General features: G+C 33.9%; 13 protein-coding genes and 1 pseudogene. 5 read left to right on the top strand and 9 right to left on the bottom strand.

The features are described 5' to 3' along the window. Nucleotides 1–40 precede the first annotated feature (40 nt). The 6 genes and pseudogenes from G576_RS11965 to G576_RS0100045 all read right to left on the bottom strand — a co-directional run bounded on the left by G576_RS11965 (nt 41) and on the right by G576_RS0100045 (nt 5,938). Nucleotides 41–1,391, bottom strand: a pseudogene (locus G576_RS11965) (SNF2-related protein). A 31-nt stretch (nt 1,392–1,422) separates the two neighbouring features. Continuing rightward, nucleotides 1,423–1,701 (bottom strand): VRR-NUC domain-containing protein, encoded by a 279-nt coding sequence (locus tag G576_RS0100065; RefSeq protein WP_027972804.1) that lies wholly within the window; start codon nt 1,699–1,701, stop codon nt 1,423–1,425. Between the two features lie 205 nt (nt 1,702–1,906). Continuing rightward, a complete protein-coding gene (locus tag G576_RS0100060; RefSeq protein WP_027972803.1) occupies nt 1,907–4,153 on the bottom strand; it encodes a phage/plasmid primase, P4 family in 2,247 nt (748 codons plus the stop codon). Then, on the bottom strand, nt 4,144–4,521 hold the full coding sequence (locus G576_RS0100055; protein WP_027972802.1) for a DUF7768 domain-containing protein: 378 nt from the start codon (nt 4,519–4,521) through the stop codon (nt 4,144–4,146). Before G576_RS0100055 ends, G576_RS0100060 begins: the two co-directional genes overlap by 10 nt. Next, nucleotides 4,514–5,305 (bottom strand): phage antirepressor, encoded by a 792-nt coding sequence (locus tag G576_RS0100050; RefSeq protein ID WP_027972801.1) that lies wholly within the window; start codon nt 5,303–5,305, stop codon nt 4,514–4,516. The genes G576_RS0100055 and G576_RS0100050 overlap by 8 nt, the downstream gene beginning before the upstream one ends. Before the next feature lie 12 nt (nt 5,306–5,317). Beyond that, nucleotides 5,318–5,938: a hypothetical protein gene (locus tag G576_RS0100045; protein ID WP_027972800.1), complete on the bottom strand. Its 621-nt coding sequence runs from the start codon at nt 5,936–5,938 to the stop codon at nt 5,318–5,320. 434 nt (nt 5,939–6,372) lie between these two features. On the opposite strand from G576_RS0100045, the gene G576_RS0100040 reads away from it, so the two are divergent. From G576_RS0100040 to G576_RS0100020, 5 genes are read left to right on the top strand one after another with little or no spacing between them, the layout of a single operon-like run. Further along, nucleotides 6,373–7,497, top strand: a complete 1,125-nt coding sequence (locus tag G576_RS0100040; RefSeq protein WP_027972799.1) for an ABC-three component system protein — start codon at nt 6,373–6,375, stop codon at nt 7,495–7,497. Beyond that, nucleotides 7,497–7,721, top strand: coding sequence for an ABC-three component system middle component 7 (locus G576_RS13690; protein ID WP_027972798.1), 225 nt, complete (start codon nt 7,497–7,499; stop codon nt 7,719–7,721). Before G576_RS0100040 ends, G576_RS13690 begins: the two co-directional genes overlap by 1 nt. Next, nucleotides 7,712–9,373: a DUF2326 domain-containing protein gene (locus tag G576_RS0100030; RefSeq protein ID WP_027972797.1), complete on the top strand. Its 1,662-nt coding sequence runs from the start codon at nt 7,712–7,714 to the stop codon at nt 9,371–9,373. Before G576_RS13690 ends, G576_RS0100030 begins: the two co-directional genes overlap by 10 nt. Further along, a complete protein-coding gene (locus G576_RS0100025; RefSeq protein WP_027972796.1) occupies nt 9,363–9,575 on the top strand; it encodes a helix-turn-helix domain-containing protein in 213 nt (70 codons plus the stop codon). The genes G576_RS0100030 and G576_RS0100025 overlap by 11 nt, the downstream gene beginning before the upstream one ends. Before the next feature lies 1 nt (nt 9,576). After that, the gene (locus G576_RS0100020; RefSeq protein ID WP_027972795.1) at nt 9,577–10,404 is read left to right on the top strand and encodes a hypothetical protein; all 828 of its coding nucleotides are present in this window, start codon (nt 9,577–9,579) and stop codon (nt 10,402–10,404) included. A gap of 42 nt (nt 10,405–10,446) precedes the next feature. Here the strand turns inward: G576_RS0100020 and G576_RS0100015 are convergent, their stop codons facing one another. The 3 genes from G576_RS0100015 to G576_RS0100005 all read right to left on the bottom strand — a co-directional run bounded on the left by G576_RS0100015 (nt 10,447) and on the right by G576_RS0100005 (nt 12,904). Beyond that, nucleotides 10,447–11,445, bottom strand: a complete 999-nt coding sequence (locus tag G576_RS0100015) for a DNA cytosine methyltransferase (RefSeq protein ID WP_027972794.1) — start codon at nt 11,443–11,445, stop codon at nt 10,447–10,449. After that, entirely contained in the window at nt 11,446–11,661 is a 216-nt protein-coding gene (locus G576_RS0100010) for a helix-turn-helix domain-containing protein (protein ID WP_027972793.1), read from the bottom strand. Between the two features lie 433 nt (nt 11,662–12,094). Then, complete coding sequence (locus tag G576_RS0100005; protein ID WP_002294509.1) at nt 12,095–12,904, bottom strand: ANT(9) family aminoglycoside nucleotidyltransferase Spw; 810 nt, start codon at nt 12,902–12,904, stop codon at nt 12,095–12,097. Nucleotides 12,905–12,960: the final 56 nt, after the last annotated feature.

Raw genomic sequence — 12,960 nt, 5'->3', positions numbered from 1 at the left:
TTACCTCCAAGATTTCTGAGGTAAGTTCTCTCTAGAACCTCTACTCAAGATTTGCTTTAACTGCTTCCATTAAAGCCGATTGTATTTTATCTTTTTTCTTTAGTGCCTTCATCACATCAAAGTCAATCGTTCCTTTGGTTAAGATGTGATGGATCACCACAGTATCTTTTTGTCCTTGTCTATGAAGTCTGGCATTGGTTTGTTGATAGAGTTCTAAACTCCAAGTCAGCGAGTACCAAATCAGTGTCGAGCCACCTTGTTGTAAATTCAGTCCATGACCTGCACTTGCTGGATGAATGAGTGCAACGGGTATATCTCCTTTATTCCAATGATCTATATCTTCACTTGTTTTGATTTCTCGAACATTAAATCTTTTCATGATTCTATCTCTATCACTTTGAAACCAATAGGCTACAAGGACTGGTTTACCATTGGCACCTTCAATTAAATCTTCAAGTGCATCTAATTTCTTATCATGAATAGTATGGGCGTTTTTGTTTTCATCATAGACTGTTCCATTTGCCATTTGAAGAAGTTTATTTGAAAGACTTGCCGCATTAATCGCATCAATTTCTGTATCCTTGATGGATACAATCATCTCTTCTTTTAATGTGTCGTAGACTTTCTTTTCTTTCTTATCAAGTTTTACTTCCACTTCATTCATGATACATTCAGGAAGCTTTAGGTAGTCTTTTGCTTTCATAGATATCGTAATATCTTCAATTTTCTTATATATTCTCTCTTCAGCATTTGCTTGCGGTTTATAGGAATACACGATCATTCCATTTCGCTTATCTGGTACAAAGTAGGTGTTCCTGTAATGACTAATATATCGACCAAGCCTTTCTCCAAAGTCTAGTATTCTAAACTGAGCCCATAAATCCATTAAGCCATTACTACTTGGTGTTCCAGTAAGTCCAACAATGCGTTTTATCTTTGGTCTGACTTTAAGTAAACTTTTAACCCTCTTACTTTGATAAGACTTAAAAGAACTAAGCTCATCAATCACAACCATATCAAAATTAAATGGGCATCCACTTTTATTAATTAGCCAGTCAACATTTTCTCGGTTAATGATATAGATATCAGCTTTTATCTTTAATGCTGTTAGTCTTTCTTTCTCTGTTCCAATTACCACAGAATACTTTAAGTCTTTGAGATGACTCCATTTTTTAATTTCTGATGGCCAAGTTTCAGACGCTACTCTAAGAGGTCCAATGATTAGTGCTTTACTTACATCAAAGTAATCAAACATTAAATCGTTGATTGCTGATAAGGTAATGACTGTTTTGCCCTCAGCCCAAGCCCATATCCAAAAATAATGCTGACATTTCATTCTTTACGATGTGATTGATTGAATGTGCTTGATAGTTATGTGGATTGAACTTCACTCGGCGACACCTCCTTCCCTTATTTTTCTTGTCATGCTGTTAACCTCTCTACCAATTCATCAATGCGTGTGATGTCATCAATAACATAGACATCAAAGCCTAGCGATTCAAACTGCTTTTTACGTTTCATCTGTAACGGTCTTAACTTTTTACCAGGAGCCTTAACTTCTACAAAGCAAAACTTCCCGAATGGCATCAAAATGATTCTATCTGGAACACCATTCATGCTTAAACAATTAAACTTTAAACATAAGCCATTTTTAGCTTTTACGCTTTTGACTAACTGTCTTTCAATTTCTTTTTCTAACATAGTAATCTCCTAACCTATGACAGGCTATGATACCTATTTACCTATATAATATATATACTTTATTTTTTCTATTCCTATATAAGGTTATGTAATAGACTATCATATACCGTCATATTTCTATTTATGACAGTCAATTACAGTATTTTTTTGATTTCAACTTAAAATACAAATATTCAAAATCTACTGAAATGAGCGTCATACACCATCATTCAAATTCCGATTTCAATTTAAGTCCATACACAAAAGAACCCTTCATATTCTTCTTACGCTTAAAATCTGCATTTTCAAGTGCAGCATAAAAGTCTGCCGTACCACGAGTAAACTCACCATTTCGCAAACAAAATGCTCGGTACTCACTATATAGCTCACCACTCTTTTCTGTGGCTGAAACATCCACCTCACAGCACTCTTCAATGAAGTGATTAAGCCAGTCATTATTTTCCTTATAAACTTTAATGGCATCTTCCACCACTTGTGGTTTTTGAATTTTAAAGTTAGATTTGATGACTGATTTCGCCCCTTCAATGATCCAACTTAAAATCGCACCACCACATTCTTCATATAAGTAATCGGCATAATTTTTAATATCGCTCGACCCTTCAATCTTGGCATTAAACGGTATAACGATTAACCTTCTCCAAGTTCCTTTATCTAGTGCTCCAACTCTCGGTAGATGATTGGTATAAAGAACTAATGTATGAGTAGGTACATAACTAAATGGCGATTTGAATTTCTTTTCCGCAAAAATCTCATCCGTTGAACAAAGCTGTTTTACATTAGATGTGTTCATGCGCATTCCTTCTTCAAGCTCTGCAGCAATGAGTAGTCTTTTCCCTTTCGCCTCTGCAAGTTCTGGTTTTACATTTCGTCTACATCCAACGGTCAACATATCAGCAGAGATATTGCCACTATACGTTCCAAGCACTCTAGCAATCACGTTCCAAAAGGTAGACTTCCCGTTCCTGCCTTCTCCATAAGCAATAATGAGTGCTTCAACATAAACTTTACCTACACTAGCTAGTCCGACAATCTGTTTAACATAATCTATTAGCTCTTGGTTATTCCTAAAAAATGTATTTAGCGCGTCCTTCCAAATATCCATCCCTTTATTGCTTGGTGCTACACTTGTTTGTTTTGTAATAAAATCTTGATAGTTATGAGCCTGTAAATCTCCATTGATTAAATTTATCGTTCCAATTGGAGTATTAAGCAAAAACTCGTTTTTATCTAACATGACAGGTTCGATTTGAACAAGTGGTCGTACTTCTTTAAGCGTAGACCAAATATACTTACTATCTCTTCTTTTAATCGCATACTTTTGATAAGTCAGTGCGTTCTTATACTTTTCGAACACTCTTTTTTGCTTATCATTAAATTGGTCCACAGCTTTTTTCTCACCAAGTGATAAGATAAGTGTCATCGCACCTAAACTATTTAATTCTTTCATGCATTTTTGAATTTCAACTTCAGCTTCTTCTAGTTGTTTTTCTGTTAACTCTTGAGATAAGGCTTGTGCATTAGGTAAAGACTCCTCCCAAAAACTGCCGTTATAAACTAAATATTCTGTTGCTGGAGAGTATTTTATTCTGTCAGCATATTCTTTAGAAAGTACATACGCTTGCCCCACATCAGAAAAATCATTAGGCATTAGCTTTAATTCTTGATTGTATAATTCAGGGTCAATATATCCAGCTTGCTTTGATACTTTACTTCCAAACTTACACGCACTAAGCCATATTGTTTTAAGTTCACTATCACTAAGCGGCGGACTGCACTTTTCTGACTCTTTCATAAATAGTTCAAAACATTCATCGGTATTGCCATATCGCTTTATAAGTTTCCCAGCAATATGGCTCATCGTTGCATTTCTTGAACCAGATTGTATAGTAGCCGATTCTTCATCTAATTGCGCAAACAAATCAGGTTCATCTGAGCTGATAACATCTTCAATATCTACACTACCTTCAAACCACATCATCTCACTAACAGCATGACCAAAGATAAACCTTGCAGCATCCAGTGCATTGCCATCTAAAAAAGGAAATCGCTCATAGACTTTTTGCTTGAAAGCCTCACACTCATTAGCAGAGTGAAAAATGCGATGAGGAAGATATAAATGATGTCTTGGTCTGGCAGATTTACCGTTTTTTACTTTGCCATCATTACGACTAGGCACTACTGCAAAACTTGCCCCTTCTAATAAGAACTCATAATCTTCAGGATAGATCCAGTCTGAGGGATCATCACTATGGTCATTATCACAATCAAACACATCACAGTTGCACTCTAAAAAGTTATCTTTGTTTCGATAATTATTTTTAAAGCTCGCACAGACATGGTCAAAACTGACCACGTCCATGAGCTCTTTTTCGTTTGTGATAGTGTGTTTATTCGGATAGATACAATTTTTAGCATTGCCCTTACTGTTTGAGTTATACATTGTTAGCTGCACGTTGTTTCCTCCTTACACTCTGTTGTAAAGTATCTAATCGGTTGACGTCTTCTTTTAGATATTTCTAATTCTTGGTGCATCCCATCTGTTATCGTATCTCCAAACACCCAGACTTCTTGACATTTCCCTAGAAAAATCTTATCCATAGATAATGCAGACTGCCTGTCTGCTAAACTTCCGTCATCTAAAAATGGAAATAGTAGATGTGGTGTAAGTGGTATTGCACCATTCTCATAAGCAAACTTCGCATACTTAACTGCTTGTTTGGTATTAAAGGTCGTATCACCACTAAATGGAGCACAGATATAAACTATCGGTTTGAACTGATGTTGTTTTTCACTAATGATTTTTTTAATGGATTTACTCATCGAAAGCCTCCTGTTCCATAAGCGGTAAGATATTATTTGACTTTAGTAACTGATAAATAAACAATCGTCCTTTTTGTGTCCAATAGGTATGAACCTTTGCACCTTGACTGCCATCATGATGAGTAAATGAATGTGTTTTTGTGTTGGTATAACCAAGTGCTGCAAATTTTTGATAAAGTAGCCACGTATCACCTTGCTTGAACTGAACACCTAGATCATGCAGTTTGGCATTCATCCACTGTGCTGATTTGCCATAATCTTTGGCAAGGGTACGCATGGGAATCGCATTATTACTACTTAAAATGACATCATAATATGAAGCCTTTGGTTTCATCTCAACAATCTGTTGATTTTGAATGGCAATAGTCTTAGTCAGAGTCTTGTTTCTTTCCCTTTCTTCTTTTAATGCCGTAAATGCTGCAATGGCAATGTCTGGATTATCGAGTAGATAATCAGTCGCATACATACCTGTTTTACGAATAGAAGGTAATACTTCTGTTGTAACCCACCTTTTAAATGCTTTTGCTTTTGGCATGTGGCTAGAAAGAATTAAACTGTACAGTCCTGATTCGTTGATAACTGTTAATTCTTGTACTCCGCCAAGGGTGTCACATTTCGTTACCCCCTTGTCCTCTTCATCAACATGGTCTAATAAGGCTTTTCTAGTATTCGAGTATCCTAGAATCTCTGCTACATCTTTTCCAATAAACATTGGATTTCCTTTAACCATAATGGTCCTTACCTTGCCAAACTCATCGTTTGAAAAAATTTGAATTTTCGTCATCCTAATGACCTCCTATAAATTTCTAGAGGAGTTATCCTCTACTAGGTAGCCACGAGAGACATCAAAATCGGACGTTTCTAAAATTATTTTTTCTAATTTTTTTCGAACCCTTACTAATTTATGAGAGAGATTGTTTTCTACTTTTGCGATTAGCTTCTTGTATTCTTTCTCGCTCATCCCTTCTGGTCTTGGATTTTGAAGTATCGCAATTTCTCTAAGCGTGTATCCTTCAAAAACAACCTTAGTAAACAAATCAACAAGCTCTTGTTTATTAATGTGCTTAGTTAGAAACCTATAGCAATTTTCCAATTCTTCTTGATGACTTCTCTCAATCTCGTCTTTATAAAAGATAGTGCTATCTTCAACTTCAGTTATTAACGGTTCTTTGAAGTGACCAAAATAATCGTCTCCATCTTCAGATACTTTTTTGGAATAACCTACATGACGATTGTGTCTGTGCCAGTTGTTGTAATCTGGTTTATTGTATTTTTCGTTAATTGCTTCTTGAATTCGTTCTTGCAGTTCTTCTTCTGATTCATCTTCAATCACATCAATCTTTAGCCACCCTTTTAATTCATCTAATTCCACGTCTAGTTCTACTTTTTTGTTGTTGTCTTGCCATTTAATCTTCATAATTTCTGTTTCAACCTTCCTACTCAAAGGACGAGAAACAAAAAGAACTGTGGTATTTCAACACACCACAGTTTTAGAAGTTGGCATCAAATAGGCGCAACAAAATACGGTCGGTGCATTGAAATTTCAAAATTACCTAGACTACTACTTACTTCATCTATATAGTTGGTAATTTCTAAATTCACTTTTGCATCTCGTCCGTTCTTGTAGGCCTACTTGAACTTTTTATGAGATTTTGTATTTGTTTTTGCGAATATCATATATAGATTCGCAAATATCTTTTTTGACCCAAGATAACTGCTCGTGATATAATTAATTTACGAAATATTTATCAATTGGATCTGTCATCATTATAATAAAGGCCTCTTTTCAAATAGGGACACTTTTGTACATGATGGTACAAGTTGGTACAAAATTTGAAAGGAGGCATATATTTGGATTTTCCTACATTGTTCAAAATCTTAAAAAGACATTTATCAAATGGAGCTACTGTTCCAATATTTTTTAGAGAGCTCATTGAAATGATTACTGAAGAAGATTGTGATTCTTTTTTATCTCGAATTGGAATTGCGAGTGATAAAGCCGATTCAACTCTAATTAGTTATACAAAGCCAAATAGAAGTTTCAGTAAAAAAATGGCAACGCAACTTCTATACAACTTAAATACTGAAAATATGGAACTATCTATTGAGTCTAGAGGATTTGACTGTATTGAATCATTGGCTGATGAAATGTCAGGATATTTTCCTGATATTGACACTGATAATGTCGCAACTAGAGTCCCTCAAATTTTCGCCGATATTATTAGACAAAGAGCAGGAGTATCTCCAGCAGATGCGATTCAGAAGAATAATCTTCGTTCACAGTCATCAGCTCTTAAAAAGAAACATGGGAGATTTTTACTAGTTGAATCAAACAATAGGTGTGCATTCCCATCTTGTGATTCCCTTTTAATAAAAACAAATAATGGATTAGATTATGCGAATTATGAAATTTCAATGATTGATAAATCTAAAGGTACAGATGTATCCAATTTAATTACTTTATGTCCCGATTGTTTTTTGACTTATCAATCAGATAAAAGAAAAAGTATCACCAAACAATTGGCTAATATAAAAAGAATTCTGGCATCTAATAACATTTCTCAACAAACACTATCCGCAATACAACTCGATGAAGGAATAACAGAAGTTCTAATCCGGATGAATAAATTAAAATACGACGACTACGACATTTCGTTTGATCCTAAAGAATTAACCGATAAGATAGCGATTGACCAAAATAGAACTTTATATAACACTGTGAAAAATCAAGTAATTGATAACTATGTGACACTTGATAAAATTCTCGTTAGTTTAGATAAGCGAGGAAAAATTGATTATATTGAAATTCAAAATCAAATGAGGAGTATGTACAAAAAACTCAAAAAATCAAATAAAGATAGTCTTGAAATTTTCAATACTATCTCTGAGAAAATACATCATGCAACATTGCAGGACATATACTTTTGCCAAATGATTGTTTCTTTCTTTATTCAGAAATGTGAGGTGTTAGAGTAATGCAATTACCAAATAAACTATACTCTTATAAAAACAGCACATTGTTTTACCTTCCATTGGTACTAGAGGAAATAAAAAATGGAAACAACCATGTAGTGACGTTATTTAGAGCAATTTCTAAATACCTGAAAGAGCCAACAGACTTTTTATCTATAATGGATTGTTTATATGCTCTAAATGCAATCGAGATGTCTGATTCAGGGGAGGTAAAAATATGCTTATAGAAATGTGGTCTCCTGCCTTTAAAAAAGAAGGTGAAATTAGAGAACCTATTAAATTCCATTTAGGACTTAATGTCGTAATGGGAATGGATAATGCCGATAACTCAATTGGAAAGTCCTCTACTTTGCTAGCGATTGATTTCATTTTTGGTGGCACTAGTTATTTGAAATCTGTTGCTGTCAAAAAGGTCGGGGATCATCCCATTTACTTTTCTTTTAAATTCGATAAAACTTACTATTTTTCAAGAGATACGGAAAACTCAGAAAAAATTATTGAATACAAAAATGGATACGATGTCATTGATAAAACACATACCAAAGACGATTATATGGATTTTTTAAAAGATAAATACGATTTAAACAATAAAGGTTTATCTTTTAGACTTGGGGTTAGTGGATTTTTTAGAATTGCTGGTAAATCCAATCAAGATCTAGACTATCCATTAAAGGTTTATAGCAGTCAATCATCAGAGGGGGCTCTGACAACACTAATTCAACTTTTTGATTATTATGACGATATTGAAATCTATCGCGAAAAATTAACAGAAAGCAAAAACAAATTAAAGGCATTTAAAGAAGCTAGAAAATATAACTTCATATCAAATCTAATTGGTGGTCAAAAACAATTTGAATTAAACGCAGCAAGAATAAAAGAGCTTGAATATCAGCTATCACAATTACAAGAGGATGAAGAAAATCTAAGAATAAATTCTCAAGATTTAGAAAACAGTAAGCAAAAGATTAAGTTAAAAAATCAAAAGTTAGAACTTGAAAAACTCATGCTAGACAAACAACGAAGATTAAAGTTACTTGATATTAGTTTAGAGTATGGTCTCTACCCTACTGAAGCCGATGTTTCTTCCTTACAGGAATTTTTCCCTAGTGTAGAAGTTAAAAAAATTTTCGAGATTGAGAAGTACCATAAAAAGTTAGCAAAAATTTTGGACTCAGAATTCAGTAATGAAAAAGAACAGCTTACACACGAGTTGAAACAAATTGAAGATGTCTTACAGAACACAAATATACAACTTAGTGAAATTGGAGCTTCGACACATTTATCAGCTGATTTCTTAGATAAATACACAGAATTAACATCTACTATTAATGCCTTGAAAGAACAAAACAAAGCCTATCTTGATGAAAACAAATTAAATAAAATCAAACTGGATGCTGACAAAGACTTGAAGCGTAGTATTGAAGAAATATTGGTAGAACTTCAAAGTATAATAAACGCTAAAATGCGTGAATTCAATGATGTACTCTACCCTGATGTTCGTAAGTCACCTCAAATTACATTAAAAGCATACAACAGCTATTCGTTCCATACACCAGATGACGATGGAACTGGTACAAAATTTAAGGGTGTACTTGTGCTTGATTTAGCAATACTATACTTAACAAATTTACCAATGTTAGCGCATGACTCATTGTTATTTAAAAATATAAGTGATCAAGCAATAGCTGGACTAGTAAAACTATACACACAAACAGCTAAACTTGGTAAACAAGTATTTATTGCAATTGATAAGACCGCATCTTATGGATCAGAAACTGAAAAAGTATTAAAAGATAATACTGTATTACGACTATCAGATAATGGTAATGAATTATTCGGTATTTCTTGGAGTAAGGGAGCGAATGAAAATGAATCTTAAAATAAGCTACAACAAATTATGGAAACGACTCATTGATATAGGTTGGTCTAAAACTAAATTGAGAGAAGAATCTGGTATCAGTTCTTCCTCTCTTGCTAAATTAGGAAAAGGTGAAAATGTCACAACAGATGTGCTGTTGAAGATTTGTAGTGTTTTAGACTGCGGTATTGAAGATATTATGGAAACTGTTAAGGGGGATTAACATGTCAAAAAAATCTGATAAATTTGAAAATGATTTAGTGGAAATGGTTAATAATCATATAGGTGAAAGTTTACCAAATGATTTACCTGAATGGATGATTAAAGAAGGGATTGTTCCCTCCTCTGAAATAATCTCATGTAGGGGAATCGGTAGTGTAAATAGAAGTAATAAAACAGACGTAATTATTGAATTGTCTAAAGGAGAACCAATAAAAATATCTGCAAAGTTGACTAATGCAGACTATTTCGGAAATTGGTATGGTCACGTTAGATTTCTAGAAGAATTTGGTACAGAAGCTTTTGAAAGAATGACTTTAGAAGCTACTAAATGGGCAAATCAATGGGCAGAAACTGCTATTGCCCCTTACGTTGGTGTAAGTATTTGCTTTGGAAGAAGAACTGGAAATACCGCACAGGATTTTACCGATATCTTTACTGCTAAGGATATCCTAACCGTTGCAAGAGGGTTTGGTAAAGGAGAGCATGTTGCAAATTGTATGATAATAGATAACACTGTGCCTAATAGTATTTTAAATCTTATTAATAATTTAGAAGAAATAACTGTTGAAACAGTTATTGAAGCTACAGAGTCATTCAAAGTTGCATATAGACCTATAAATCCAATGACAGAAGGCACTAACCGCGGAAAAAATGTTTATACAAAGTTTCAACCATATGAGTCTTTAGAGCAACCAACAGTAATTGAAAATCCTAGGGAACTTTTTGCTCTAGGTGAATTTGTTACCGTAGAACCCACTAGACTTAACCATAATCATATACTCGATACCTTAGAAGATCAATACAACATTATTGTCCCAAGAAAATTATAAAAAGCAAAAACCAGCAACTATAGTATTTGCTGGTTTTTATTTTTAAAGTACTGATTTAATTGCTAATGCTATTTCATATGCTAAGTTCACAGGTACTGCATTACCAATCATTTTATATCCAGTATCTACACTATCATAGATAAACTTAAAATCATCAGGAAATCCTTGAACTCTAGCTACCTCTCTTACTGTTAATCTCCTATAGAGATGCTCTTTTCCTTCTACAAATCTACAATCATTTTTTTCAAACTTTATCATCTTTGGAGCCTGAGGATGAAGTTGACACTGTCTCCCTGACGCCTGTACAGTATACCCTTGTTCATCCCACGAACGAACTCTATTTCTACTCATGAAAATTGTTGAAAATGATCCAATGAAATATTCATTATTGTTTATTGCTTCTGGATTACTTTTATTTTTTTCACTCGCAGGTACAGCAGTTTCTTGCAAGTCCCAGATAACGTCTTTTAATGTAATCTTTTTACTATCATCAGAAGTTGATCCCTTAGGAAATTCAAAATTGACTTCTAAATCACTTCTAAATCCTATATAGAAGACTCTCTTTCTATCTTGTGCAACTCCGTAGTCTTTGGCATTAACGAGGGTCATTGTAGTAATATAACCAGCTTCCTCAAACATTTCTAAGATATTCTTAACTGCCTCTGAATGTCTATTCGCTAACATACCACTCACATTTTCCGCTAGAAAAAATTTAGGTTTAATCTCTTTTAATAAACGAATATAATCAAAAAATAACTTTCCTCTATCGTCATCTATTCCCTTTAGAGATCCTGCTTCGGACCAAGATTGACAAGGAGGTCCACCAATAATTCCATCGATATTTCCTTTGAAATGCTCTGCAATATCTTTCTTTGATAGGTTTCTAATATCGCCTTCTATTAATTTGGTATTCGGATGATTCAGTTTAAAGGTTTCCCAAATTGTTTTATCATACTCATTAGCAACTGGAATTTTAAATCCAGCTCTTTCAAATCCCAAATCTAATCCACCACATCCGCTAAATAAGCTCAATACTTGCATTTACAGTACCTCCAGATCTTTCATAGAAATTTTGAATTCAATTTCGTTTTCTTCGCAAAAATGTTTTATCTTTTTTAGCGCATTTAAATTTGGAATTGCTTTATTATTTTCCCATCTATTTACAGTGCAAAATGAAACATTCAATTTTTCAGCGAACTCTTCTTGTGTTAAAAACATCGACTTTCTTATTTGTTTTATTTTTTTCCCTATATCCATGTATTCCACCTGCTTATATAGTTAGTATAGCATAAATATAGCGTTTTATAAAGTATATAATTTTTTCAAGAAAGATTATATAAACCAACCCATCAACTCAATCCCTAAATAACAGATCTGTCAACTCCACACTCTTTTTAAATTCAAACTTTCTCTGCAAATAAAAAATTCCCAAGCGTCATTCTAAATTGAACAACACTTAGAAATCCTTTATTTATCAGCCTATTTACTCTGTCTTACCTAAATTCTAGTCAACAATGCTATACACTCCACATGGCTCGAGTTGATGGCATTGATGTCTTAAGCTGATTTTTAACCCTTTCGTTCGCGGGAACGTATCAACGGTATTTTGATTATTTTTTAAGAAACTGATATATGGGGGAACATATCGAAGCAATCAATAATGCACATTAACAACTAGTCTTTGTTATATTTAAACTATTCGAAAAGGTAATTGGATATTAAGGGAAGACTCTATAGACTTTTTCATATGATTAACGAGTTCAGCCACCTCAGATTCCATTCCTTCCCACTTGTCAACACACTCTCCTAAATAAGCCTCTCTCGCTTTGTTGAGTAAAGTAGCATGCTCATCGGGTAATTGAGGTATCGCCCATTCAGCTGCCAGATCTTTTGAGCGAATTTCACCAGTAGATGCTGTCAGCCACATTCTGGCTAAAGTTAAAATCACATTGCGTTCGTCACCGTTAATGCTAGCTATCAACCCGGGCAACGATTCTTTAATTGCTTTTCGAATATCTGTCATTGGCACAGGCTCAATTACTTCTGTTGCCTTTGGTCCCAAAAGGTTAATACTATTTTTTCTTAGTTGTGCTAAAAGTATTGCTAAATCCGGATCATAAGTCGACTCAGGAATTTCTCCCTTTTCAAACTGCTCTCTTAGCCACTCGCCATACATAAATTCATATTTGGGGGGGAAATGCCAAGGGACAATATCCTTTTGATTTATGACCGTAACTTCAAGAGGCCTCATATCTTTTATGTTTCCTATTTTCCCAGATATAAGCATTAACCTATTTGTAAGATTCCTTCGAGTTTTTTCAGATAAACTTTGATTTGTTATTACCAAAATATCTACATCGCTATTCATACGTAAACCACCCATTACTGCCGAACCATACAAATACACCCCAATTAACATATTATCAAGTAGTTCCGCTATAGTTTTTAATGCTTGAATTGCTTCTTTCGGAATTTTTTTGTTACTTAAATCTATACTCAACTTCGATCTCCTTTCGTCTGAAAACTGTTTTTTAACGCCTCTTAAAATTTATAAAA

This window comes from Streptococcus porci DSM 23759 (genome assembly GCF_000423765.1).
Classification (GTDB): Bacteria; Bacillota; Bacilli; order Lactobacillales; family Streptococcaceae; genus Streptococcus; species Streptococcus porci.
This window is presented reverse-complemented; position numbering and strand designations above follow the sequence as displayed.